At 68.5% G+C, this 24,059-nt stretch carries 20 protein-coding genes; 11 read left to right on the forward strand and 9 right to left on the reverse strand.

Translation table 11 applies throughout. From position 1 onward, the window contains the following. Position 1: 1 nt before the first annotated feature. Positions 2-1,027 carry a LacI family DNA-binding transcriptional regulator gene (locus tag ACIPV2_RS11120; protein ID WP_400841229.1) on the forward strand — a complete coding sequence of 342 codons (1,026 nt, stop codon included), beginning with the start codon at positions 2-4 and terminating at the stop codon, positions 1,025-1,027. Continuing rightward, the gene (locus ACIPV2_RS11125; RefSeq protein WP_400841231.1) at positions 1,024-2,136 is read left to right on the forward strand and encodes a glycerate kinase; all 1,113 of its coding nucleotides are present in this window, start codon (positions 1,024-1,026) and stop codon (positions 2,134-2,136) included. The genes ACIPV2_RS11120 and ACIPV2_RS11125 overlap by 4 nt, the downstream gene beginning before the upstream one ends. A 48-nt stretch (positions 2,137-2,184) precedes the next feature. Here ACIPV2_RS11125 and pgm read toward each other — a convergent pair whose 3' ends face one another. Continuing rightward, positions 2,185-3,828 carry a phosphoglucomutase (alpha-D-glucose-1,6-bisphosphate-dependent) gene (pgm, locus tag ACIPV2_RS11130; protein ID WP_400841233.1) on the reverse strand — a complete coding sequence of 548 codons (1,644 nt, stop codon included), beginning with the start codon at positions 3,826-3,828 and terminating at the stop codon, positions 2,185-2,187. Positions 3,829-3,951: 123 nt separating this feature from the next. Here pgm and pheA point away from each other — a divergent pair, with 123 nt between their 5' ends. Beyond that, complete coding sequence (gene pheA, locus ACIPV2_RS11135) at positions 3,952-4,893, forward strand: prephenate dehydratase (RefSeq protein WP_400841235.1); 942 nt, start codon at positions 3,952-3,954, stop codon at positions 4,891-4,893. Between the two features lie 208 nt (positions 4,894-5,101). Here pheA and ACIPV2_RS11140 read toward each other — a convergent pair whose 3' ends face one another. Both ACIPV2_RS11140 and ACIPV2_RS11145 read right to left on the reverse strand, forming a co-directional pair. Then, on the reverse strand, positions 5,102-6,025 hold the full coding sequence (locus ACIPV2_RS11140) for an endonuclease domain-containing protein (protein ID WP_400841237.1): 924 nt from the start codon (positions 6,023-6,025) through the stop codon (positions 5,102-5,104). A gap of 392 nt (positions 6,026-6,417) precedes the next feature. Beyond that, positions 6,418-7,461, reverse strand: a complete 1,044-nt coding sequence (locus tag ACIPV2_RS11145) for an LLM class flavin-dependent oxidoreductase (protein WP_400841239.1) — start codon at positions 7,459-7,461, stop codon at positions 6,418-6,420. A 71-nt stretch (positions 7,462-7,532) separates the two neighbouring features. On the opposite strand from ACIPV2_RS11145, the gene ACIPV2_RS11150 reads away from it, so the two are divergent. After that, on the forward strand, positions 7,533-9,227 hold the full coding sequence (locus tag ACIPV2_RS11150; protein WP_400841241.1) for a cation:proton antiporter: 1,695 nt from the start codon (positions 7,533-7,535) through the stop codon (positions 9,225-9,227). 19 nt (positions 9,228-9,246) lie between these two features. Here the strand turns inward: ACIPV2_RS11150 and ACIPV2_RS11155 are convergent, their stop codons facing one another. Both ACIPV2_RS11155 and ACIPV2_RS11160 read right to left on the reverse strand, forming a co-directional pair. Next, positions 9,247-9,462 carry a DUF2795 domain-containing protein gene (locus ACIPV2_RS11155; RefSeq protein ID WP_101188852.1) on the reverse strand — a complete coding sequence of 72 codons (216 nt, stop codon included), beginning with the start codon at positions 9,460-9,462 and terminating at the stop codon, positions 9,247-9,249. 60 nt (positions 9,463-9,522) lie between these two features. Beyond that, entirely contained in the window at positions 9,523-9,945 is a 423-nt protein-coding gene (locus tag ACIPV2_RS11160; RefSeq protein WP_101188853.1) for an Hsp20/alpha crystallin family protein, read from the reverse strand. A gap of 127 nt (positions 9,946-10,072) precedes the next feature. On the opposite strand from ACIPV2_RS11160, the gene ACIPV2_RS11165 reads away from it, so the two are divergent. Next, on the forward strand, positions 10,073-10,360 hold the full coding sequence (locus ACIPV2_RS11165) for a MerR family transcriptional regulator (RefSeq protein ID WP_400841244.1): 288 nt from the start codon (positions 10,073-10,075) through the stop codon (positions 10,358-10,360). A gap of 129 nt (positions 10,361-10,489) precedes the next feature. On the opposite strand, the gene ACIPV2_RS11170 is transcribed toward ACIPV2_RS11165, so the two are convergent. Beyond that, on the reverse strand, positions 10,490-11,920 hold the full coding sequence (locus ACIPV2_RS11170; RefSeq protein WP_400841246.1) for a dicarboxylate/amino acid:cation symporter: 1,431 nt from the start codon (positions 11,918-11,920) through the stop codon (positions 10,490-10,492). Positions 11,921-12,131: 211 nt separating this feature from the next. Beyond that, positions 12,132-12,404 carry a helix-turn-helix domain-containing protein gene (locus tag ACIPV2_RS11175; protein ID WP_400841248.1) on the reverse strand — a complete coding sequence of 91 codons (273 nt, stop codon included), beginning with the start codon at positions 12,402-12,404 and terminating at the stop codon, positions 12,132-12,134. A gap of 16 nt (positions 12,405-12,420) precedes the next feature. Here ACIPV2_RS11175 and ACIPV2_RS11180 point away from each other — a divergent pair, with 16 nt between their 5' ends. Continuing rightward, the gene (locus tag ACIPV2_RS11180) at positions 12,421-16,209 is read left to right on the forward strand and encodes a DEAD/DEAH box helicase family protein (protein WP_400841250.1); all 3,789 of its coding nucleotides are present in this window, start codon (positions 12,421-12,423) and stop codon (positions 16,207-16,209) included. Continuing rightward, complete coding sequence (locus ACIPV2_RS11185) at positions 16,142-16,363, forward strand: type ISP restriction/modification enzyme (RefSeq protein WP_400841818.1); 222 nt, start codon at positions 16,142-16,144, stop codon at positions 16,361-16,363. Before ACIPV2_RS11180 ends, ACIPV2_RS11185 begins: the two co-directional genes overlap by 68 nt. 246 nt (positions 16,364-16,609) lie before the next feature. Here the strand turns inward: ACIPV2_RS11185 and ACIPV2_RS11190 are convergent, their stop codons facing one another. Together ACIPV2_RS11190 and ACIPV2_RS11195 are read right to left on the reverse strand one after the other, a co-directional pair. Then, the gene (locus ACIPV2_RS11190) at positions 16,610-17,017 is read right to left on the reverse strand and encodes a PIN domain-containing protein (RefSeq protein ID WP_400841252.1); all 408 of its coding nucleotides are present in this window, start codon (positions 17,015-17,017) and stop codon (positions 16,610-16,612) included. Further along, positions 17,014-17,283: a type II toxin-antitoxin system Phd/YefM family antitoxin gene (locus ACIPV2_RS11195; protein WP_400841254.1), complete on the reverse strand. Its 270-nt coding sequence runs from the start codon at positions 17,281-17,283 to the stop codon at positions 17,014-17,016. Before ACIPV2_RS11195 ends, ACIPV2_RS11190 begins: the two co-directional genes overlap by 4 nt. Positions 17,284-17,421: 138 nt before the next feature. Here ACIPV2_RS11195 and ACIPV2_RS11200 point away from each other — a divergent pair, with 138 nt between their 5' ends. Genes ACIPV2_RS11200 through ACIPV2_RS11215 form a run of 4 tightly spaced genes read left to right on the forward strand, consistent with a single transcriptional unit; the run spans position 17,422 to position 24,020 of the window. After that, the gene (locus tag ACIPV2_RS11200) at positions 17,422-18,870 is read left to right on the forward strand and encodes a DUF3375 domain-containing protein (protein WP_400841256.1); all 1,449 of its coding nucleotides are present in this window, start codon (positions 17,422-17,424) and stop codon (positions 18,868-18,870) included. Further along, positions 18,867-19,565, forward strand: coding sequence for a DUF4194 domain-containing protein (locus ACIPV2_RS11205; RefSeq protein ID WP_400841259.1), 699 nt, complete (start codon positions 18,867-18,869; stop codon positions 19,563-19,565). The genes ACIPV2_RS11200 and ACIPV2_RS11205 overlap by 4 nt, the downstream gene beginning before the upstream one ends. Further along, positions 19,552-22,875 carry an ATP-binding protein gene (locus tag ACIPV2_RS11210; protein WP_400841261.1) on the forward strand — a complete coding sequence of 1,108 codons (3,324 nt, stop codon included), beginning with the start codon at positions 19,552-19,554 and terminating at the stop codon, positions 22,873-22,875. Before ACIPV2_RS11205 ends, ACIPV2_RS11210 begins: the two co-directional genes overlap by 14 nt. Continuing rightward, on the forward strand, positions 22,875-24,020 hold the full coding sequence (locus ACIPV2_RS11215; protein WP_400841263.1) for a Wadjet anti-phage system protein JetD domain-containing protein: 1,146 nt from the start codon (positions 22,875-22,877) through the stop codon (positions 24,018-24,020). Before ACIPV2_RS11210 ends, ACIPV2_RS11215 begins: the two co-directional genes overlap by 1 nt. Positions 24,021-24,059: the final 39 nt, after the last annotated feature.

Genomic DNA, 24,059 nt, shown 5'->3' on the forward strand with positions numbered 1-24,059 from the left:
CATGACCGTCGACGGCTCGTCCGCGCGCATCTCGCCGCCCACGCTGCACGACGTGGCACGCGCGGCAGGCGTCTCGCTCGCGACGGCCTCGCGTGTGCTCAACGGCTCCGAGCGCAAGGTGGCCGACTCCTTCCGTGAGCGCGTAGAGAGGGCGGCCGACGAGCTCGGCTACACCGCGAACGCTTCGGCCCAGGCCACCGCGAGAGGCACCTCGGCCGCCATCGCGCTGCTCGTCGCCGACATCGCCGACCCCTATTTCGGGCTGATCGCCTCGGGCGTCGCCCGCTCGGCCGACGCCGAGGGGCTCATCGTCACCGTGGCCATCACCGAACGCGACCCCGACCGCGAGGTGCGCATCCTGCGCGCCTTGCGCGGTCAGCGCCCGCGCGGCGTGATCCTCGCCGCCTCACGGGCGGAGAACCAGGGGGCGTCGAGCATCGCCGAGCTGTCGGCGTTCCGCGCGCTGGGCGCACGGACCGTGACATTCGGCGACGGGGGCGACCGCCGCATCCGGATCGACAACCGCGACGGTGCAGAGCGACTGGGCAGCGAGATGGCACGGCTCGGTTACCGCCGCGCGATCGCCATCGCCGCGGCCGAAGGTGTGCGCACCTCCGACGACCGCCTTGCCGGTTTCACCGAGGGCTTCGCAGCCGGAGGCGGTGGGGTCGATCGCGTGCACCGGGGCTCGTTCGAGCGCGAGTCCGGAGCCGCAGCGATGGCCGCGGCTCTCGCCGAGGGGGTGGATGTCGGGACTCTCGTCTTCGCGCTCAGCGACGTCATCGCTGTGGGCGCCATGACGGCGATCCGCGACGCCGGCCGCCGCGTGGGCGATGACATCGCCGTGTGCGGGTTCGACGACGTGCCGGTCAGCAGCGACGTCACCCCGCGACTGACCACCGTGCACGTGCCGCTGAGCGAACTGGGCGAGCATGCCTTCCGTGCCGTCGTCGACCGGGAGTGGACCCAGCCGCCCGCAGGTCTCGAGGTGCTCGTGCGCGAGAGCACGCCGGGAGTGTCACGGTGAGGCGGGTCGTCTTCGCCCCGGACAGCTTCAAGGGCACCATCGCCGCCGCCGATGCGGCCCGCGCGCTGGCGGGGGCGTGGATGTCTGTCGAGCCGGGCGTCGAGGCGGTGCTGCGCCCCATGGCCGACGGGGGAGAGGGCACGGTCGCCGCCTTCGCCGCTGCGGTGGCGGGCGCGCAGCCGATGCCGATCACCGTGGACGGCCCTGCCGGACGGCCGATCGAGACATCGTGGCTGCTGCTGCCGGCAAGCGTCGAGGCAGCCGACGGCACGGCTGTCGTCGACATGGCCTCGACGTCGGGCATCGAGCTGCTCGACAGGCTGCGACCCTGGGATGCCGATTCGCGCGGCTTCGGCCAGGCGATCGCGGCTGCACTCGACCACGGCGTCTCGCGGCTGGTGCTCGGCATCGGCTCGAGCGCGTCGACCGACGGAGGCACAGGCATGCTGCGCGCGTTGGGTGCCCGCTTCCTCGCTGCGGACGGCTCGGAGGTCGCGCCAGGCGCACGCGGACTGCCCGACATCGTCGAGGTCGACCTCGACGACCTGCGCCCCGCCCCGGAGGTGCGGGTGCTCACCGATGTCACCAATCCGCTTACCGGACCCCGCGGCGCGGCGGCTGTGTTCGGCCCGCAGAAGGGGCTGATCGACGTCGTCGACCAGCAGCGGACGGATGCCGGTCTCGGCCGCCTCGCCGAACTGCTCGGCCTCGATCCGGACGTGCCCGGCGCAGGCGCCGCGGGCGGAGTGGGCGCCGCGCTGCTCGCCTGGGGTGGTGCGCTGCTGCCCGGCGCGGCAGAGGTCGCGCAGCTGATCGGGCTTGCGGATGCCATCGCCGACGCCGATGTCGTCGTGACAGGAGAAGGCGCCTACGACGGGCAGTCCGGAGACGGCAAGGTGCCCTCGTTCGTGGCATCCCTCGCCGCTGAGTCGGGCCGCGACACGCTGCTCGTCGCCGGACGCATCGACCCCGACGCCGACACCGGCCTGTTCGCCGACGCCCGCTCGCTCACCGCGCTCGCCGGGTCGGGCGCGGCCGCCCTGGCCGAGACCGCGCGGTGGCTGCACGAGGCCGGCCGGCAGCTCGCGCGCGCCGCGCCGGGTTCCTGAGCCGCACCCGATTCCTGCGCGAGCTCAGCGAGACGACGAGCGCCGGCTTCAGCCGCCCAGGGCGGCGGTCACGACGGCGCGCGCCTCCTCCTGCACCTGCGCGAGGTGCTCCGGCCCCTTGAGGCTCTCGGCGTACAGCTTGTAGACGTCCTCCGTGCCGGACGGACGCGCGGCGAACCAGGCGTGCTCGGTCTGCACCTTCAGGCCGCCGATCGCCGCGCCGTTTCCGGGTGCGTGCGAGAGCTTCGCCGTGATCGGCTCGCCGGCCAGGTCGGTCGCGCCCACGGCATCCGGGGCCAGCTTGCCCAGCGTCGCCTTCTGCTCCGGCGTCGTCGGGGCATCCACCCGCTGGTAGGCCGAGGCGCCGAACGCCTGCTCGAGCTCGCGGTAGCGCTCCGACGGCGTCTTGCCGGTCACGGCGATGATCTCGGCGGCGAGCAGGCAGAGCAGGATGCCGTCCTTATCGGTCGACCACACGCTGCCGTCCCTGCGCAGGAACGACGCACCGGCCGACTCCTCGCCGCCGAACGCGACCGAGCCGTCGAGCAGACCGGGCACGAACCACTTGAACCCGACCGGCACTTCGAGCAGGCGACGGCCGAGCGACTCGGCGACGCGGTCGATGATCATCGACGACACGAGCGTCTTGCCGATCGCCGCATCGCGCGGCCATTCGGTGCGGTGCGAGAACAGGTAGTCGATCGCGACCGCGAGGTAGTGATTGGGGTTCATCAGCCCGGCATCCGGGGTGACGATCCCGTGCCGGTCGGCGTCGGCGTCGTTGCCGGTCAGCACGTCGTAGTCACCGCGCTTCGCGACGAGGGAAGCCATCGCACTCGACGACGACGGGTCCATGCGGATCTTCTCGTCCCAGTCGAGCGTCATGAAGCGCCAGGTCGGATCGACCTCGGGGTTCACGACGGTCAGCTCGATGCCGTGCATGTCCTTGATGAGCTGCCAGTACTCGACCGACGCGCCGCCCATCGGGTCGGCGCCGATGCGCACGCCGGAGCGCTTGATCGCGTCGATGTCGATGATCGACGGCAGATCGCGCACGTACGCGTCGCGGAAGTCGTACTCGCCGATCGAATCGCCGTCGACGTCGGCGTACCGGATGCGCGTGACACCCTCGAGGCCGGCCTCGATCAGCTGGTTGGCGCGCTGGGCGATCCAGCCGGTGGCGTCGGTGTCGGCCGGCCCGCCGTGCGGCGGGTTGTACTTGAAGCCGCCGTCGCGAGGCGGGTTGTGGCTGGGTGTGACGACGATGCCGTCGGCGCGGGCGGGGTCGTCGGCGGCCATCCCGCGGTTGTGCGTGAGGATCGCGTGGCTGAGCGCCGGCGTCGGCACCCACGAGTCGCGCGAGTCGGTGCGCACGTCGACGCCGTTCGCGACGAGCACCTCGACGGCGCTGCGCTCGGCGGGCAGCGACAGTGCGTGCGTGTCGCGACCGAGGAAGAGCGGGCCCTGGATGCCCTGTTCGCGGCGGTAGTCCACGATCGCCTGCGTGGTGGCGAGGATGTGGTCCTCGTTGAAGCTGCTGCTCAGCGCGGAACCGCGGTGCCCGCTGGTGCCGAAAGCGACCCGCTGCGCGGCGACCGACGGGTCCGGATGCCGGTCGTAGTAGGCGGCGATCAGCTCGTCGACGTCGATGAGGTCTTTTTCCTCCGCGGGGAGGCCGGCTCGGCTCGTCATGGGGATAGTCTGCCCCTCCTCGCCCGGTCGCGCACCTCAGCAGATGACGGATGCCGATATGGGCGCGTTCGTGGTAGTGAAACGACTCGAAGGGCCGGGAAGCGGCAGGGCTAGGCTGACGAGGTGACCGAACGCCGCACCTACAGCTATCTGGGCCCCGCAGGAACCTTCACCGAAGCAGCGCTCGACCAGGTGCCCGAGGCCCGCGGTCACGACTGGAAGCCCGTCCACAATGTCGGCGAGGCGCTCGCCGACGTGCTCGAGGACCGCAGCCACGCCGCGATGATCGCGATCGAGAACTCCGTCGAGGGCGGGGTGTCGACCACGCTCGACGCGCTGGCCACGCTGCCCGGGCTGCGCATCATCGGCGAGTACCTGGTGAAGGTGAACTTCGTGCTCGTCGGCAAGCCGGGCGTGCGGCTGGAGGACGTCGACGTCATCGCCGCGCATCCCGTCGCCTACGCGCAGTGCCACAGCTGGCTGGGGGAGCACCTGCCGCGGCACGCGCATGTGCCGGCGGCCAGCAACGTGGCATCCATCCTGGGCGTGCTCGACGGGACGACGCCCGCCCAGGCAGCCATCGCCGCGCCCGGGATCGTGCAGCATCATGACGTCGAGGTGCTCGCCGAGCGGATCGGCGACAACGACAACGCCGTGACGCGCTTCGTGCTCGTGTCGAAGCCGACCCCGCCGGGGGAGCCGACCGGAGCCGACAAGACCTCGCTGATCGTCGAGCTGCCCGACGACCGCCCCGGTGCGCTGCTCGACATGCTCGAGCAGTTCTCGACGCGCGGCATCAACCTGTCCCTGCTGCAGTCGCGGCCGGTCGGAGACGCGCTCGGCCGGTACCGCTTCGTGGTGGATGCCGACGGGCACGCGTACGACGAGCGCATGGCCGACGCGCTGCTCGGCATCCGCCGGTTCAGCCCCCGCGTCGTCTTCCTCGGCTCGTACCCCCGCGCCGACCGCAGGATCGTGCATTACCCCGAGCGCTACGCCGACGGGGTCTTCGTCGAGGCGCGCGACTGGCTGCGCGCCCTGCTGCACGGCGAGCCCGAGGCGTAGCCACGGGACTTCCCGCGGCCGGCGCGGGGGTCGATCGTGTACGGGAATTCGCCCGTAAGCGTACGTAACTGACCTCGCTGCGGGACGCGCGTGCGGTCGCGAGCCGGTGGTACCTGGTTCTGCCAGGCGCGGGGTCGATTGTGTACGGGAATCGACCCGGAGTCGTACACAACTGACCTCGGCAGTGCGGCGTGGGCCGACCGATCGGTCAGGCTGTTCGGGATGCGATGGCGCCGCGGATGCGGTCGATCAGCGCGCCGGCGTCGTGGAGGTCCTCCTGGGTGAGACGGATCACGATCCAGCCCATCGCCTCCAGCTCTCTTTGGCGCTGGATGTCACGCCGCCACTGCTCGACACTGGTGCGATGTCCGTCGCCCTCGTACTCGATCGCGATCTTGAGATCGGGGTAAGCGAGATCGATACGCGCGACGAGTCTGAAGCCGTCCAGCGCTCTGTACTGCACGGTCGGATCCGGTAGCCCGTGCGCCCGCATGAGAAGTCGCGTCTCCGTCTCCTTCGGCGATTCGACGCTGTAGCAGGCGAGGGGCAGCGCCTTCCGAATGGTGCCGCATCCGGGAAACCGGCCCCACACGTCGAGGCGCTGCGCAATGTCCTCGATCATCACGAACGGACGGCCCAGCCGAAGTGCCGGATAGTTGTCAGCGGTGGTGAGGATCGCGTCGACGAGTGTCACGGCGTCGAGAAGCGAGAGCCCCTTCGCGCACGAGAAGAGCGTGGCTACTGGATCCAGCACGGGCACGTCGTCGACCCGGTGGATGGTGAGCCGCTCGGCGGCCAGCCGGAACCCCGCGACGCCGGCGGTGCGCGGGCGGGTACCACTCGTGGGCACGAACACCTGCAGTGTCTGATCCTCCTCCCACGCCGCGGGAACAGGCATCCGCCAGATTCGTGCTGCCGTTCTGCCACCGAAGCGCTGGTCCGGAGCGAGGCGCGGTGCGTAGGCCTTCACTCGGCCATCGAACGTCTCGGGTTCCGCGGTGACTCGGATGCCGTGATACGGCCGAGCGAGGTCAGGGGCATCTCGACGCCTTCGCGGCACGCCGGCGCCGGATGCCTCTTTGACGGTGAACCGATCACCGAGCTTGCGGGGAAGAGGGGCCTTGGCTCGCATCCGCCCATGGTGAGCCCCCGTCGGGCTGTGCTCGCATGCGTATGCCGGTCTCGGTGGACAACGCGTGGATCCGATCCACCTGTGGACAAGCAAGACGCCGGAGTGCGAGGTCAGTCGTGCACGGCACCGGCTCCCGAAACGTACGTGATTGACCTCGCAGCGTGCGCGATGGGAACCGGAACCGTCGCTGGCGCGGCCTGCGCTCATGGCGGGGTCACAACGGTACGGCTGCGTGCCCGGAAACGTACGTGATTGACCTCGTACCGCGCGGGATGGGCGCCAGAGCCGACGTGCAGGCGCCACAAGCAGGTGCCGGGTCAAGAACGTGCGGTTCCGTCGCCGGGAACGTACTCAATTGACCCGGCAGCGACCGGACCGAGCACGAGCGCGCCTTACGCCACCAGCAGGTCGAGCGTCTGCGCCCGCCCGGTGGCGGCATCCAGCGGCTCGCCGTCGTAGGCTCCGGCGACCGGCGACACCATGATCTCGTCGACGCCGTGCTGCGCGGCGAATGCGGCCAAGGACGAACGCACCTCGGCACCCTCGCCGATCAGCCAGCGCTGGCGCATCGCGTCGATGACGGTCTGCTCCTGGGCATCCGGATGCTCGGCGAGACCGCGCTGAGCCTCCTCGACCGTCTCGAGCGGCGTCATCGGCTTGTTGCTGCGCAGCCGCGCCATCGCGCGCAGCTGCGGCAGGGCGCGGGCCTCCGCCTCTTCAGACGAGGGCGCTGCGACCACGTTGGCCGTGAGGAAGGTGAGCGGGGCGCCGAGCGTCTCAGAGGGGCGGAACTGCGACCGGTACAGATCGAGGGCGCGCTCGAGTCCGACTCCCGCGAAGTGATTCGCGAACACGTAAGGCAGGCCGTGCGCGGCCGCGAGCTGGGCGGAGTAGTTGCTCGATCCGAGCAGCCAGATGGTGGGGGCTCCGGATGCCGCGGGCGTCGCCTTCACGCCGTACTCGCCGCCGCTTGTGAAGCGCACCGTCGCTCCGTCGGACTGCAGCATCGCGGCGATGTCCTGCACGTGCGAGGGGAACCGCTCGACGTCGCCGGCGGTGCCGGACTGGCGCAGCAGATGCGTGATGACCGGGTCGCTGCCGGGTGCACGGCCGATGCCGAGGTCGATGCGTCCGGGGGCGAGCGCCTCGAGCGCGGCGAACTGCTCGGCGACGATCAGGGGCGCATGATTCGGCAGCATGACCCCACCCGAGCCCACGCGGATCCGCTGCGTGCGCGCAGCCGCAGCCGCGATCAGAACCGGGGGCGTGGTCGACGCGACCGACGGCATGTTGTGGTGCTCGGCGAACCAGTAGCGGGCGAAGCCGAGGGCGTCGGCGTGCTGCGCGAGCGCCATCGACGAGGCGACGGCCTGTGCGCTCGTCTGGCCGGTGCGGACGGGAACGAGATCTAGGACGGAGAGCGCGGGAGTAGTCATCGTCAGGAGACAACGTCCGTCACCGCGTCCGCATTCCGCATCGGACGCATCGCAGGCGTACCCTTCCTGGAATGGAGCCCAGCATCTTCTTCATCGTCGTCGGCGCTGTCGCGGTGGCAGCCGTGGCCCGCCGAAGGGGGTGGCCTGCACCGCTGCTCGTCACCGTCGTCGCGCTGCTGGCATCCTTCCTTCCCTTCGTGCCGGATGTCGCGATCGACGGCCACGTGCTGCTGAACATCGTGCTGCCGCCGCTGCTGTACTCGGCGGCCCTGGATGTGTCGTTCCTGAGCTTCCACCGGGCGATGCCCCAGATCCGGCGATTGGGCATCGGTCTCGTCGTCGTCACCGCAGTCGTCGTGGGGCTGCTGGCGTGGTGGATCATGCCCGAGCTCACCCTCCCGGGCGCCCTGCTGCTGGGGGCGATCGTCGCCCCTCCGGATGCCGTGTCCGCGGCGTCCATCGGACGCCGGCTGGGCCTGCCGCGCCGGGTGATGACGGTGCTGTCCGGGGAGAGCCTGATCAACGACGCCACGTCGCTGACCATGTTCCGGGTGTTCGCGGCGATCGTTGCCGGTGCCACGGTGTCGCTCTGGGGCGGGATCTGGCAGTTCATCCTCGCGGTGGTGGTCGGAGTCGCGGTGGGGCTGGTGTTCGGCGTCGCGCTGCATCAGCTGCGGATGCGCGTCGACGATCCGGTCGTGAACGGCACCTTCGGTCTGCTCGCGCCGTTCGGCGCCTACGCGATCGCCGAGCAGCTGCTCGGATCCGGCGTGCTGGCGGTCGTCGCGATGGGTCTGTTCGTCGGCTTCAACGCGCCGAAGACCAGCTACGCGACCAGGCAGCAGGAGGCGCCCCTGTGGCTCTCGGCCGACTTCCTGCTCGAGTCGTTCGTGTTCGCGTACATCGGGCTGCAGTTGCCCCGCGTGGTCGGCGAGCTGAAGGACGGCGAGGGAGGCTCGATCATGCTGCTCGCGGTGGTCGTGCTGCTGGCGGTGCTCGTCGTCCGGCCGCTCTTCGTCTACCCCGCGGGCGCGTGGGGACAGCGCTGGACGCGGCTGCGTCTGCGCAGATGGGAGAAGATGTCCGCCGCCAAGAAGGTGCTTCCCATCGCGGAGGGGCCGGGCCGGCGGCGTCGCCTCACCGAGGACCAGCTGCGCCGCCGCCTGACCGAGACCACCCTCTCGTGGCGCGATAACGCGGTGGTCTCGTGGGCCGGCATGCGCGGAGTGGTCACGCTGGCGACGGCGCTCGCCGCAGCCGATCTCGCTGGTCTCGATGCGGGGGCCTCGGACGCGATCGTCGTGGTCGCGTTCGTCGTGACCGTCGGCACCCTGCTGCTGCAGGGGCTGACACTGCCGTGGCTGATCCGGGTGCTGGGTGTCGTGGACGACGAGGAGGCGCAGGAGGATGCCAAGCAGCTGGAGGCCATGCGCGAACGCAGTCGCGAGGTCGGCAAGGCCTACCTGCGCGAGGCGAGGCGCACGTGGGCGAAGGAGTACGGCGAGGACCAGCTGTCGGCGTTCGACAGGTATGCCGAGCGACTGGTGCGAATGCAGGCGGGCGCCGACCAGGCGGGCGAGGAGACCGTGCGTCCCTCGCCGGAGCAGTTCGCGGCGATGGCGAAGGGATGGCTGTCGGCGCGGCGCGACCTGCTGCTCGAGGAGCGTCGTGCCGGCAACCTGAGCGAGGAGGTCATGCACGAGCTGATCGCGGCGATGGATGCCGAGGAGCTCGCGCTCGACACGAGGGTGGCGCTGCGCACCTGAGCGCCGCGTGTGCGCGGGGTCAGGCCGCCACGAGCGCGTCGGCGGATGGCCTGGCCAGGTGGAGGCTCGTGAGGATCTGCCAGCGTGCGCTGTAGCTGTGCCCGCGGAGCTGCTCGAGAGCGGCGATGTCGTCGCGGTCGAGCCCGTCGCGGATGGCCTCTCGCAGCAGGTCGTCCTTCGTGGCGGGGAACTCCATCTCGGTGAGGAACCGTCGGAGTGCGGCGGAAGGTGACATCGGACATTTCCTTTCCGGATCGGGTGGGGAGCGCCCGGGCCGGGCGCTCCCCACTGTGGATCAGGCGCTGATCGCCTCGCGGGTCTCGGTCGACTCGACCTGGATCCGGCGCGGCTTCGCGCGCTCGCTCACCGGGATGATCACCGAGAGCACGCCGCTGTCGTACGACGCGCTGATGCGCTCGAGGTCGACGCCGTCTCCAAGGGTGAACTGCCGGAAGTAGGTTCCGGTGCCCCGCTCGCGAGCGATCCAGCGCATCCCTTCGCCGGTGTCGGCAGTGCGCTGCGCACGGATCGACAGCTGCGAGCCGTCGAGATCGACGTCGATCGAGCCGGGGTCGGCGCCCGGGATGTCGGCATGCAGGACATAGCGGTCGCCGTCGCGGCACAGGTCCACGGGCATCACGCGCGGTGCGCGCACGGAGTCCAGCACGCTCGCGGCGAATCGATCGAGCTGACTGATCGGGTCGAGGGTCATGGCCATGGTGTTCTCCTCTCACTATGGGCCGCCGGTCGGCGGCTCTGCGGGTGGATGCAGGGAATCTGCATCCGTCGATGTATATTTATAGCTCCCGGTCGAACAGATTTCAAGTACCCAGAACGGATGCCAGATGGCCGATCGCGACACCGCCACCCCGCTGTACGGGATCGCCGTAGCCGCCGACCTCGCCGACGTACCCGAGGCGACGCTGCGGCTGTACGAGCGCCGCGGCCTGCTCACGCCCTTCCGCAGCGACGGTGGCACGCGGCGCTACAGCGACGACGACATCGCACGTCTGCGCCGGGTGGCGGAGCTGCGGGATGCCGGGGTGAACCTCACCGGCATCGGCCGCGTGCTCGACCTGGAGGACGAGAACGGCGACCTGCGCCGCGAGCTGGAGGAGCGCGTGGAGCGCTGACGCGGTTCGTGGCGAGTGACTCCTCTCGCCGGCGTGGGCTCCGCGTGCGGACAGACGGTGAACGGGCATCCGGATGCCGAAAGCGCCCCGCCCGAGAAGGGCGAGGCGCTTTCTGGATGAAGCGGGAGGTCAGCGTGCGCCGGCCGGCTCCTTCGTGGCATCCGGCTCCGCGGCGTCCGCGTCGTCGACGTCCTCGGCGAACGGCAGGCCGTTGCGGGGAGCGTTGTAGAGCTCCTCGTCGAGGATGCCCTCGCGCTTGGCGACGATGGTCGGAACCAGCGCCTGACCTGCGACGTTGACCGCGGTGCGGCCCATGTCGAGGATCGGGTCGATGGCCAGCAGCAGACCGACGCCCTCGAGCGGCAGGCCCAGCGTCGACAGGGTGAGCGTGAGCATCACGATCGCGCCCGTGGTGCCGGCGGTGGCGGCCGAGCCGACGACCGAGACGATGACGATCAGCACATACTGGATGAAGCTCAGCTGGACGTCGAAGAACTGCGCGACGAAGATCGCCGAGATCGCCGGGTAGATGGCGGCGCAGCCGTCCATCTTCGTCGTCGATCCGAGCGGCACCGCGAACGAGGCGTAGCCGGAGGGCACGCCGAGGTTGCGCTCGGTGACGCGCTGGGTGAGGGGCAGGGTGCCGATCGAGGAGCGGCTGACGAAGGCCAGCTGCACGGCGGGCCACACGCCCGAGAAGTACTGCTTGATCGACAGGCCGTGGGTCTTCACGAGGATCGGGTAGACCACGAAGATCACCAGAGCGAGACCGATGTAGATCGCCCCGGCGAACCAGGCGAGCGAGGTCAGCTTGTCCCAGCCGTACTTCACGACCGCCGCGCCGATGAGGCCGAAGGTGCCCAGCGGGGCGATGCGGATGATCCACCACAGCACGCGCTGGATGACCTTGAGCAGCGATTCGGTGAAGGCCAGGAACGGCTCGGCCTTGCGGCCGGCCTTCAGCGCGGCGATGCCGACGACGGCGGCGACCACGATGACCTGCAGGATGTTGAAGCCCACGCTCGACGTGTAGCTGCCCTCGACGGCGCCGGGAGCGGTCGACACGGTCAGGCCGAGGAAGTTCTGCGGGATCAGCCCGAGCAGGAAGTTCCACCAGGTGCCGACGGCGCCCGGCTCGCCGGTGCTCTCGAGGCCCGCGCCGGCCTTCGCGCCCGGCTGGATGGTCAGGCCCAGCACGATGCCGATCGACACCGCGATGAACGCGGTGATCGCGAACCACAGAAGGGTCTGTCCGGCCAGGCGCGCAGCGTTCTGCACGCGGCGCAGGTTGGAGATGCTCGCGACGATCGCGGTGAAGATCAGCGGCACCACGGCGGCGCGCAGCAGGGTGACGTACGAGCTGCCGATCCGGTCGAGGGTGTCGGACAGGGGCGTCGGGTTGGTGCCGCTGGCGCCGAGTGAGACGGCGATCAGGCCGACGCCGATGCCCAGGATGAGCGCGGCGATGATCTGGAACCCGAACGAGGTCAGCAGCTTGCGGACCGGGCCTCGGGTGTCGGGCGCCTTCTGGGCGCGCGCGGTGGAAGAAGAGGTGCTCAAGGGGACTCCAATTGTCTGCGCGGAGTGCGCTTCACGTGGGACTAAACGCTAGGCGGAACGTCGTATTCCTGCGAATAGATGTGACGAAGCGTGACGCCCTCGCCTTCCCCGGCCGCGGAGCAGCACCCCCCGCGCCCTCGAGCGAGCCCCCTCCTCGGTCGTTGAGCGAGCGAAGCGAGTCGAAACGTAGCGACCGCCCACCCAACCTCCCCTACGCCCGCCGCCGCCCGTCTTCCGCAGACAGGGCGAACATCTCCGCGGTGACCCCGTCCAGCAGCATCCCGGGCTCGACCTTCAACGCATCCGCGATCCGCACCAGCGTCGGGATGCCCATCAGCGCGCGGCCCTTCTCGTAGCCGCGAATGTTCGACGAGTCGATCTGGGTGAGCACCGCGAGTTCGTCCTGCGTGATGCCTCGGCGCCTGCGTTCGTCCGCGATCAGTTCGCCGATCCGAGCGGCGGCAGGGGAGGGGACGCGGGGCACCTGACCAGCGTCATGAATGTCCACCACATGTGCCAGGGTTAACGCACCCGGGTACAAGTACCGATCCGGGGTTGACGCCCTGGAGGTGCAGATGGCCGGCGCGCCCAATGCCGATGCGCTCGACGCGCTGCTCGTCGAATTTCGCGGTCTGGCAGACAGCAAGCGGATGGCCGGCAGCTATCTGGAGCAGCTGGCTCGCCACTATCTGACCGTCGAGCCGCTCTGGGCGGATCAGCTCGGGGCGGTCTGGCTGTGGAAGGACTGGCCCGGGCGGGGCAACAGGCCCGACACCGGGATCGACCTCGTCGCGGAGATCCAGGGCGGCGGCCTGCTGGCCGTGCAGGTGAAGTTCTTCGCCGAGACCCACCGGATGCAGAAGGGCGACCTCGACTCGTTCTTCGAGGCGATGGGCAAGGACCCGTTCACCGAAGGCCTGGTCATAGACACGACCAGCGCGCCATGGTCGACGAACGCCGAGGAGGCGCTGAAGAACCGGACCAAACCGGTGCGGCGCGTCTCGCTCGCCGAGCTCCGCCACAGCGCCATCGACTGGTCGACGTACGAGCTGCTCAAGCCCGAGGTGGCACCTGAGAGGCACGCGCTGAAGACGCTGCGCGCTCACCAGCACGAGGCCGTGCACGCGGTGATGGAGGGGCTCGCCCCGGGCAGCGGGCAGGACCGCGGCAAGCTGCTCATGGCCTGCGGAACGGGCAAGACGTTCACCGCACTCAAGCTCGCTGAGCGCTGGACGAATGAGGTCGCGGGAGGTGCGGCGACCGTTCTGTTCATGGTGCCCTCGCTGGCGCTGCTGCAGCAGTCGCTGGAGGAGTGGTCACGCGAGCGCGACCCCGAGATGGGATTCCGTGCGTTCGCCGTCGGCTCCGACACGAACATCGGGCGTCGCAAGAACGACGATCTGACCAGCGTCATGATGGAGGACCTCGGCGCGCCGGCGACGACCGACGGCCCGACACTCGCCCGTCTGCTCGGCGATGTCGACGAGGCGCACGAGGGGCTCACCGTCGTCTTCTCGACCTACCAGTCGATCGAGGCAGTGGCCGAGGCGCAGCGCCTCCGCGGTGACACATTCGATCTCGTCATCTGCGACGAGGCGCACCGCACTACCGGGGTGACCCTCGCGAACGAGGATGAGTCGCACTTCGTCAAGGTGCACGACAACGCAGTGATCCCGGCATCCGCCCGCGTCTACATGACCGCCACCCCGCGCATCTTCGCGCCGGAGGTCAAGAACGCCGCCTCGCAGAAATCGGCCGAGCTCGTCTCGATGGACGACGAGGAGCTCTTCGGCAAGGTGCTCTACCGCATCGGCTTCGACGAGGCCGTGCGCAGCGGACTGCTCACCGACTACAAGGTCGTCGTGCTGGGCATCAGCGAAGACGAGATCGTCGAGTCGCTGCAGCAGGAGCTCGCCCAGGGAGGGCGGGAGCTCGCGGTCACCGATGTCGCCAAACTCATCGGATGCTGGAACGCCCTCGCCAAGCGCAACGCGGGGGCGATCGCGGAGGGATTCGGCGCCGACGCCGCCCCTATGCGCCGCGCCGTCGCCTTCGCGAAGGACATCAAGACCTCCGTCGGAGTCGCGGGTGACTTCACCGCGCTGGTCGAAGGTCATCTCTCGAACATCGAGAACGACGATGACACCGACGACCTGACGGTAGAGGCCGAGCACGTCGACGGCACGATGAACGCCACGCGTCGTGGAGAGCTGCTCGACTGGCTGAAGGCCGCTCCGGAAGAGGACCAGTACGGGCGTCCGGTGGCCCGTGTGCTGACGAACGCACGGTGCCTGAGCGAGGGCGTCGACGTTCCGAGTCTCGACGCCGTGCTGTTCCTCAGCCCGCGCAAGAGCCAGGTCGATGTCGTGCAGGCCGTCGGCCGTGTGATGCGCCGCGCCGAGGGCAAGCGGCTCGGGTACATCGTGCTGCCGATCGCCATCCCGGCAGGTGTCGCGCCGGAGGAGGCGCTGAACGACAACGAGCGGTACAAGGTCGTGTGGCAGGTGCTGCAGGCGCTGCGCGCCCACGATGAGCGACTGGACGCGGCGATCAATCAGGCGGCGTTCACAGGCAGGCTGCCCGAGCAGGTGGTCATCGAGCACGTGCCTCTGACCTCGCAGAAGAAGAGGCAGGGGTCGGCCTTCGACTCGGAAAGCGGTCCGAGTGACAACCCGGGATCCAGCACTTCCGACGGCCCGTCGCATCTCGCACCGACGTTGCCGGGGCTGACGTCGACGGCGGATGCCTGGAAGGACTCGGTCTACGCGAAGCTCGTCGCCAAGGTCGGCGACCGCATGTACTGGGACGACTGGGCCGGCGACATCGCCCTGATCGCGCAGCGCTTCATCGCGCTGATCACCGCGCATGTGAACGCTGACGGCGCTGACCGCACGCCGTTCGACGGCTTCGTGAAGGCGCTTCGTGCCACGGTCAACCCCGACGTCGTCGAGGCAGAGGCCATCGAGCTGCTGGCGCAGCACCTCATCACCAAGCCGGTCTTCGAGGCGATGTTCCCCGAGGGGTCGTTCACGCAGGACAACCCGGTGTCGACGGCGATGGAGCAGGTGCTCGCCACCTTCGACGAGAACAGCGCGTTCGCCCGCGAGCGGGAACCGCTCGACGTGTTCTACAGCCGGATCACCGAGAAGATCCGCGGGCTCGACAGCGTGCGCGCGAAGCAGCAGATGCTCGTCACGCTGTACGACAAGTTCTTCACCAAGGCCTTCCCGCTGCTCGCCGACCGCATGGGCATCGTCTTCACGCCGGTCGAGGTGGTCGACTACATCCTGCGGTCGGCGGATGCCGTGCTGCACCAGCACTTCGGCAAGCGCCTGTCGGATGAAGGGGTGAACATCCTGGAGCCGTTCGTCGGCACCGGAACCTTCCTGACCCGCCTGATGCAGACCGGACTGATCAAGCCCGAGGACCTCACGCGCAAGTACACGCAGGAGCTCTTCGCCAACGAGATCGTGCTGCTCAGCTACTACATCGCCGCCGTCAACATCGAGAGCGTGTACCGCGAGCTGTGCGCAGAGCATGGGATCGAGCCCGCTTCGGGAGGTTTCGAAGGGATCTCGCTCACCGACACCTTCGCGATGGATGAGCGGGACAGCCAACTGGCCGGGGGAGTCTTCCCTGAGAACACGGCGAGGCTCGAGAAGCAGCGCGCGACGAAGTTCGACGTGATCGTGATGAACCCGCCCTACCGGGCGGGGCAGTCGAGCGCGAACGATGGGGCGCAGAACGCGAAGTATCCGAAGACGGATGCCCGGATCGCCGAGACCTATGCGAAGCGGTCGACCGGAGCGAACAAGAACGGGCTCTACGACTCGTACTACCGGGCGCTGCGCTGGGCGACGGATCGGCTCGGCGACCAGGGAGTGATCGCGTTCGTCTCGAACTCGGGATTCGTGGATGGCGGAACCGCGGCCGGAGTCCGACTCAGCTGGGGAGACGAGTTCAGCGACATCATCGTCTACAACCTTCGCGGTAACCAGCGTGTCAAGAACTGGCAGGCAGAAGGCGGCAAAGTCTTCGGTGAAGGGTCGCAGACCTGCATCGCGATCACGCTGCTTGTGAAGGACCTGTCTTATGAGGGTGTCGCGCGCGTTCACTACGCAGATGTGGGCGACTTCCTGAGCCGCGAGGAGAAGCTGGACAAACTCCGAGTGGAGGTACAACTCGCATCTCACGATCACCGGCATCCCCGAGGACGAGGCGCTGTACAAGGTCGGCGGCCGCAGCCCGCTCGAGTGGGTGATCGACCGCTACCAGGTGAAGGTCGATAAGGCCTCCGGCATCGTCAACGACCCGAACGCCTGGCTGCGCGAGCACGAGAACCCGCGCTATGTCGTCGACCTCATCCGTTCGCTCGTTACTGTAAGTCTCGAGACCCAGCGACTGATCGCGGAACTGCCGAACTTTGAGGTCATTGAGTCCTGAACGAGTTGAAAAAGCGTGGGGCTTCATGTTTCTCAAGGCAGCCGGGCGGGACGATCCCCTCATCGAGTTCGAGCAGCTGACGGCGGGCATCCGCGAGGTCGGATCCGGCAGTACCCGGACCGGCGAGGCGGTCGCCGTGAAGTTCAGGGATCCGGACGGCCGGAGAGATCGGTCGGGTCGTCCGATCCCGCACACGTTCGTGCTGTTCGGAGATCTGGCCAGTCAGGTTGTTGGTGATTCCCTGGATCAGAGCTCGATGACCTCCACAAGGTCTTCGAGCCCGCGGAGGTCGCTGCTGTTTCTGGTGATGATCGGCATCCGGTGGGCCACGGCCGACGCGGCGATCATGCGATCCATGGTGTTGGCGCGCGGGCGCTGGCCTTGATCCACGGCTGCCCTCGTGATGCGTTCGTATTCGCGTGCACACGCGTCGTCGAAAGGCAGCCCAGGGCCGAGCAGCTGCGCGATGTCGATGAGCCGGGCGGTCCGGTGATCCAGCGACTTCCTGTCCTTCGCCGTCACCAGGCCCAGACGCAGTTCTGCATACGTGAGTGACGAGACGACCAGGCGCTCGAAGGGGAGGGCGGCCATGGCATCCGTGTCCATGGAGGTGATCAGGGCGGACGTGTCGAGCAAAGCGGCCGGCCGCTTCATGCGTCATCGCCCCAGGCGTCCCGGATCTCCTCGGCGCGCTCGGCGGCGAGTTCTGCCGCCCAGGCAGAATCATCTGCGTGCCGACTCAGGAGCGCAGCGACATGGGCAGGTGTCGCACCTGCGGTGACTGCCCTGCCGCCGTGCGGTACGAGGTCGGCGATCGGCTTGCTGCGCCGGGTAATCACGATCGCCTCCCCACCCTCCAAGGCGTTGATCGCAGCGGTGGGGTTCTGGCGAAGCTCCCTCAAGCTGAGTCTTAGGGTCATCCATCAATTGTAGTTCGCGAGCTACAATTGATGGGCGGACGAGAGCTGAGCTCTTAGTCGACTGCGGCGAGCAGCTCCGGTCACCGAGTGTCGGTAGCATCCGTCAGGATGGGCAAGGTCCCCATCTGAGGAGAATCCATGACCGCACTGGCGCAGGCGCACGCGCTGTCTCGACTGCTCGACGAGCACGTCGCGTGGCGCATGCTCCGCGCCGACAACGCGCCGGTGATGGTCTCAGTACTCGCCGCCCACCTCGGCGGCGAAGAGCGCCGCATCGAGAGTGAAGACCTCTATGAGCGCATCGACGCCGACCTCGACGAACTGCGAGCCCACGGGTTCGAGCTGCGCGGCACCGCTAAGGCGTATTGCGCCGACTGGCGCGCGGCAGGCTATCTCGTACGGAGGCCGGCAGAAACCAGCAGAGGCGAGACCTTCGAGCTGTCACCGGCGGCGCTGACTGCGGCGCGCTTCCTCGCCCAGCTCGCACAGCCCCGCCAGGCCGCCACTGAATCGCGGCTCGCGAGCATCGCATCACAGCTGCACCGGCTGGCCGTCGATTCCGACCCCGACGCGCGCACCCGCATCGCGCGCCTCGAAGAGCAGCGCGCACAGATCGACGCAGAGATCGAGGCGATCAACCGCGGCGAGTCGCCACCCGTCGACCAGGAGCGCGCCGTCGAGCGCGTGCGTGACATCCTGGCGATGGCAGAAGACATGCCCAGCGATTTCGCGCGGGTCCGCGCAGAGTTCGAGGGGCTCAACCGCGACCTGCGTGCGCGCGTGCTGGAATCGGATGCGGCGCAACGCGCTGTGCTCGATGACATCTTCCGCGGCGTGAACATGATTGACGAGTCCGACGCGGGTCGCAGCTTCACCGGCTTCGCCGGGCTGGTGCTCGACCCTGAGCGCGGCCAGGAGTTCGAGGATGACATACGGCGGGTGCTCGAGCGCGATTTCATCGGCGCGCTGAGCCTCGCCGAGCGGCGCTTTCTGCGCCGACTGCTGCGGACGCTGAAAGAGCGCAGCGGCGAGATCCACGACGTGATCACGACGTTCGCGAGGGGCCTGCGCCGCTACGTCCAGTCGCAGGAGTACGAGCGTGATCGCGTGCTGCGGCGAGAGCTGCGCGGCGCGCTCGCCGCAGGCCACGCGGCAAGCATCCGGATCAAGCCTTACAAGACGACCAACATCAGGCTGTCGCTGTCTGCCGTGCCGATGCGCAGCGCTGGCTCGCTTCGGCTGCACGATCCCGCTGCATACGACGCATCCGAGGCGGTCATCACCCATGAGGCAGCACAGGTCAGCATCGAAGAGCTGCGTGCACTCGCGCGCGAGACCGAGATCGATTTCGATGAGCTCACTGTCAACGTGAACGAGATGCTGAAGGACGTCGACGCTGTCACGGTCGGCGGGGTGCTCGAGCGATTCCCGGCGACACAGGGGGTCGCGAGTGTCGTCGGTCTGCTGGCCATGGGCGCCGCCCAAGGGGTGGCGAGCGATCCAGAACGTGTCACCTGGGTCGGCGTGGATGCCGTGACCAGGGCCGCGCGGATTCCCAGCTATCGGTTCACCGGGAGGGTGCTGTGACAGAGACGGATTCAACGGCAGCGGGCCGCGAGGCCGCCGCCGTCTCGAGGTGGCCCGGCGACACGGGCACGCTCGGCATCGACGCCCGACGGGCGCTGTTGAAGCTGATTCAGGGGCCCTACCTCTCGGCGACCCGGGCACCGGCCCCATGGTCCGCGTTGCTGGCCGACGAAGCGAGTATCCGCTCTCGCCTGCACGACCTCTTCCTCGATCTCGTGCTCGACCGCGACGCCGGCTTCGCATTCGTGCGCAACGCCGACGCCGGAGAACAAGATGCTCCCGTCGCCGTGAGATCCGAGCAGCTCACCTTCATCGACACCGCGATGCTGCTGGTGCTCCGGCAGATGCTGCTCAGCGGCGAGCACGACGGGCGCGTCATCGTCGGAAGGGATGACGTCTTCGAGCAGCTGGCGCCATTCCGCACCGAAGACCGTGACGAGACGGACTTCGCCAAGAGATTGAACGCCTCGTGGCTGAAGATGCGCAACAAGCTGCGCGTCGTCCACACCCTCACCGACGAGCGCGTCGAAATCTCACCCGTGCTGCGGATGCTGGTCGACGCCGATCAGGTGCGCATCATCGCCGTCGAGTACGAGCGAATCCGCTCGGGCGAACGCGACAGCAGCGGCACGGTCGCCGACCTGGGAATCGCGACACCCGATGACGACGAGGAGCGCGAAGATGACGTTGCTTGAGCTGCCCATCGAGGACACCGGGACGGATGACGGACATCCAGGGCAGTGGCGCCTCGCGCGTCTCGAGGTGGTCAACTGGGGCACCTTCGACGGTGCCCATCGCATCGACGTCTCTCGCAAAGGACATCTGATCACCGGAGCATCCGGATCAGGCAAATCGTCGCTGCTCGACGCGATCGCGGCAGTGCTCACCCCCGAACGGTGGTTGCGCTTCAACGCAGCCGCGCAAGATGCGTCCTCGCGCGCTGACGATCGCGGCCTGGTCAGCTACGTGCGGGGCGCCTGGAGCAAAGAGCCCGACGAGCTCGAAGACCGAGCCGTCAGCACGTATCTTCGCCCGCGGGCGACCTGGAGCGCGATTCTGCTGCGCTTCGAGAACCTGAACGATGCGCCGGTGAGTCTCGTTCGTCTCTTCCACCTGCCGGGCACGCTGACGGCGCGCGCTGACCTCAAAGATGCCTTCCTGCTGCTGCGCACCGAGATCGCCCTGACCGAGCTCGCCCCATTCGTCGCGAAGGGCATCGAGGCGCGCCGGCTGAAGGCGGCATTTCCCGACGCTGTGATCTCGACCGGCAGCCACGGCGGCTTCTTCACCCGGATGCGGCGTGTGTTCGGCATCAGCGGCGACAACGCCCTGCACCTGCTGCACAAGACGCAGTCGGCCAAGAACCTGGGCAACCTCGACACTCTGTTTCGTGCGTTCATGCTCGATCGGCCTGGCACCTTCGACCAGGCGCGCAACGCCACCGAGCAGTTCCGCGAACTCAACGCGGCGCACGAGCATGTGGTCGAGTTGCGTCGTCAGGCAGAGCACCTCGAACACATCGAAGAGGCGACGACGGGGTACGAGCGTGAGTCCGAGACGGTAGCCGAGTTGCAGCACCTCATCGAGGTGCAGCAGCCGTTCCAGGACCGTCTGCACCTGAAGCTCGCCCAGGCGCAACGCGAAGACCAGGTGGCGGAACTGGCCAGGACGCGGGACCGCGCAGCCGCCGCAGACGCGGCGAGAAACGAGGCCGACCGCGTCCTCAGCGAGGCGCGGATGCGCGAAGCGCAGCTCGGGGGAGTGGATGCCGGACTCGTGCGTCGCAGCATCGACGACGCGCGGCGTGAGGCGGCCCGCACTCGTGAGCAGGCTGCACGGTTCGCCTCCGAGCTGCGTTCTGCAGGGATCGAGCACGCGCCAACGGATGCTGCAGAGCTTGCAGCTCTGCAGGAATCCGCGCGCGCCGACCTCTCCGTTGAGCACGGCGATCATGGCAGCCACGCCATACACGAGCGGCATTCCGACACACGTCGGCGCGTGGAGAAGCTCGACGAGCAGCTGCAGTCGCTGAAGCACCGGCGCAGCAACCTCGAACCGCGGCTGCTTGACGTGCGCGAGTGGCTGGCGAGCGAACTGGGGGTCGGCGAGAAGACGCTTCCGTTCGGCGGTGAGCTGATCGACGTGCTGCCCGAGTACGCCGAGTGGACGGGAGCGATCGAGCGGGTGCTGCGTCCGCTCGCATCGGCGCTGCTGGTGCGCGACGCCGATCTGGTGCGCGTGCGACGTCTGATCGAGAGACGTCCGCTCGGCACCCGCCTGGTCATCGAGGCCGTGCCGGTGGATGCGACGACGCCGCGGCCCGCACAGGCACGCGATTCGCTGCTGCACCGCGTGCGCGTCGCCGACGGAAGGTTCCAGACCTGGATGCAGGCCCGGCTCTCGGACGCCTTCGACGTCTCGTGCGTGGCGAGCCCCGACGAACTCGATGGGGTCGAGCGCGGCGTCACCATCGGCGGTCAGATCAAGTTGTCTGCTCGTCGGTACGAGAAGAACGATCGCGTGCCGATCGATGACAGACGGCACTGGATCCTCGGCTCCGACAACCAGGCGAAGATCGACCATCTTCTCGAGCGCCGTGCAGCCGCTCAGCACGAGCTCGATCGAGCACGGGCTGAACTCGACGAGCATCTCGCCGCACATGACGTCGTCGTCGCCAGACGCCTGCTGCTCAAACGAGTGCTGGAACGCACCTGGGCAGAGTTCGACGTCACAGCAGCCGAACTGATGATCGCCGATCGTGAAGCCGAGCTGGCGCGCCTCACAGCACGCAGCCGGGACCTCGATGAGGCGTCGCGAGCCGTCGCTGATGCCGAAGAAGGCAAGCAGCGCAGCAACCAGGAGGCAGACAGGGCGAACGCGGCGCGTGCGCTCGCGGAGAGCGCGCTGCGCACATCGGATTCCCTGATCGAGCAGCTCACGGCGCGGCTGCACGGCGTCGCGGTGGCTGATGCCGACGTCACTCGGCTCGAGGCGCGTTACCGCGCTGTTCAGCGGCGGGTCGACACGGCCAACATCGGTGACATCGGGTTGAAGGTCGCGAACGCTCTGCATGCTGCGGCGAAGGATGCCGACGCGGCACGCGCCCGTTCGATGATGACGTTCACGCGCCTGGCATCCGAGTTCCGAAGCTCCTGGCCGGCCGCCGCGCCCGACCTGACATCCGACGTCGATGACCGCAACGGGTATCGCGCTCTGCTCGACAGCATCCGTGGCCGAGGTCTTCCAGAGCACGAGGAGAACTTTCGCCGACTGCTGCGCGAGAAGTCGCGGGATCTGATCGGGCATCTGCTCAGTGAGATCCGCGACGCGCCCAAGCAGGTAGAGGAGCGCATCGATCCGGTGAACGCGTCTTTGGGTCGGTCGCTGTTCGACGCCGACCGCTTCCTGCGGATCCGGGTGAAGACGAGGCGCTCACCGGACGCGACGGAGTTCATGACCGACCTGAAGGGCATCGTCGACGGGTCGTGGGATCAGAACGACCTGCGGGCCGAGCAGCGGTTCGCGGCGCTGAAGCGCATCATGGATCGCCTCGAGTCGGCCGAGAACGGCGATCGTGCCGATCACGCCTGGCGTCAGCGCTGCCTCGATACCCGCGAACACGTGACGTTCCAGGCGCAGGAGGTCGACCGCGCAGGCCGGGTGCTGAGCGTGCACGATTCGAGCGCCGGACTCTCCGGCGGACAGAGGCAGAAGCTCGTCATCTTCTGCTTGGCCGCCGCGCTGCGCTACCAGCTGACCGACGACGAACAGGATGTTCCGACGTACGGCACGATCGTGCTCGATGAGGCGTTCGACAAAGCCGACAGTCAGTACACCCGGATGGCGATGGACGTCTTCCGGGAGTTCGGGTTCCACATGATCCTCGCGACTCCGCAGAAGCTGCTGCAGACGATCGAGAGCTACGTCGGAGCCGTCACCTCGGTATCGAACCCGACGCGCAAGCAGTCGCTGCTGTCGAATGTGCCGTTCGAAGAGGTGGACTGATGCCTCTGAGCGTCGCCGACGCCCGAGCCCGCGCCGCGAAAGCGGTCGACAAGAGTCGCCGCGAGTGGGCTGCTCGCGGCGATGAGGGCCTTGGTGCACTCAGCATTCCGCTGAAACCGCCCACAGAGCGCGAGGTATTGGCCGACCCGCGTGCAGCGAGCGATTGGGCGGAATCCTGGCGGAACGTTCAGGGCGCAGGTCTCCAGGTCAGCTGGGCGTTGAAGAACTGGCCCAGCGTGGGCAGGCAGGAGCTGCCAGAGCGTCTTTCGCTGCACACGGCTGACACCATCGCCCGATTCGCCGGGCCTATCGTGTACCGCGATTGGGTGCGGATCCGAGACCGCGCGGGAGAGCTCCGTGCACGTTTCGGCGACGGTGACGAGATCGTCGCGGCGATCCAGCGTCGCGGGGGATCGATAGATCGGCAGTCGGACCTCGACTTCGCGCTGCTGCTCGAAGTGCTCACCTGGCTGCGGCGGCACCCGTCATCCGGTTATCGGTTGCGGCAGGTGCCCATCCCCGGCATGCATACCAAGTGGCTCGGCGCGCATCGCGCCCTCGTCGAGTCGCTGTATGCGGCTATCACGGGGGAACCGGATCTCGGCCTGGTGCCGTCGCCGGAGATGCTCCGGATCCGAATCCTCGACCCGGAGGCACGACCGGGAGGACTGAGTGACGTCACTGCGCCGATCGACGAGCTAGCGGCCCTGCAGATCCGCCCTCGCATAGTCATCGTCTGCGAGAACCTCGAGTCGGTGCTGGCGCTACCCGACTGGCCCGGGGCCGTCGCCATCCACGGCGGAGGGTACGCGGTGCCGATCCATCGCCTCCCGTGGGCGCGTGCGTCGAGGGTTCTCTATTGGGGGGACCTGGATGCTGACGGATTCGCGATCCTGCACCGGCTGCGCTCGAATGGCATCGACGCGGTCAGCGTGCTGATGGACGAGATCACACTCGCAGCGCACCGAGATCTGTGGGTGCCCGATCCGAACGGAGTTGCAGTGCGCATGCTGCCGTCGCTCACACAGTCTGAGAAGGGGACGCTCGATCGAATCGCTGCTGAGGGCGGAGTGCGGCTGGAGCAGGAGCGCCTGCCGTGGCCGTTGGCCATCGACGCGCTGCGGGTGGCGGCGGATCGACGGTGAGGGTGCAAGCCCGCCGCCCGATCTTCCAATGTCGGTGGC

The organism is Microbacterium sp. NPDC089987 (assembly GCF_044748505.1).
Classification (GTDB): Bacteria; Actinomycetota; Actinomycetes; order Actinomycetales; family Microbacteriaceae; genus Microbacterium.

Excerpts from the sequence above, each read along its gene's own strand:
- ACIPV2_RS11120 (WP_400841229.1), top strand. The coding sequence starts at position 2 with ATGACCGTCGACGGCTCGTCCGCGCGCATCTCGCCGCCCACGCTGCAC.
- pgm (WP_400841233.1), bottom strand. The coding sequence starts at position 3,828 with ATGACGAGCCGAGCCGGCCTCCCCGCGGAGGAAAAAGACCTCATCGAC.
- ACIPV2_RS11140 (WP_400841237.1), bottom strand. The coding sequence starts at position 6,025 with ATGCGAGCCAAGGCCCCTCTTCCCCGCAAGCTCGGTGATCGGTTCACC.
- ACIPV2_RS11145 (WP_400841239.1), bottom strand. The coding sequence starts at position 7,461 with ATGACTACTCCCGCGCTCTCCGTCCTAGATCTCGTTCCCGTCCGCACC.
- ACIPV2_RS11150 (WP_400841241.1), top strand. The coding sequence starts at position 7,533 with ATGGAGCCCAGCATCTTCTTCATCGTCGTCGGCGCTGTCGCGGTGGCA.
- ACIPV2_RS11155 (WP_101188852.1), bottom strand. The coding sequence starts at position 9,462 with ATGTCACCTTCCGCCGCACTCCGACGGTTCCTCACCGAGATGGAGTTC.
- ACIPV2_RS11160 (WP_101188853.1), bottom strand. The coding sequence starts at position 9,945 with ATGGCCATGACCCTCGACCCGATCAGTCAGCTCGATCGATTCGCCGCG.
- ACIPV2_RS11165 (WP_400841244.1), top strand. The coding sequence starts at position 10,073 with ATGGCCGATCGCGACACCGCCACCCCGCTGTACGGGATCGCCGTAGCC.
- ACIPV2_RS11180 (WP_400841250.1), top strand. The coding sequence starts at position 12,421 with ATGTCCACCACATGTGCCAGGGTTAACGCACCCGGGTACAAGTACCGA.
- ACIPV2_RS11190 (WP_400841252.1), bottom strand. The coding sequence starts at position 17,017 with ATGAAGCGGCCGGCCGCTTTGCTCGACACGTCCGCCCTGATCACCTCC.
- ACIPV2_RS11195 (WP_400841254.1), bottom strand. The coding sequence starts at position 17,283 with ATGACCCTAAGACTCAGCTTGAGGGAGCTTCGCCAGAACCCCACCGCT.
- ACIPV2_RS11200 (WP_400841256.1), top strand. The coding sequence starts at position 17,422 with ATGACCGCACTGGCGCAGGCGCACGCGCTGTCTCGACTGCTCGACGAG.
- ACIPV2_RS11210 (WP_400841261.1), top strand. The coding sequence starts at position 19,552 with ATGACGTTGCTTGAGCTGCCCATCGAGGACACCGGGACGGATGACGGA.
- ACIPV2_RS11215 (WP_400841263.1), top strand. The coding sequence starts at position 22,875 with ATGCCTCTGAGCGTCGCCGACGCCCGAGCCCGCGCCGCGAAAGCGGTC.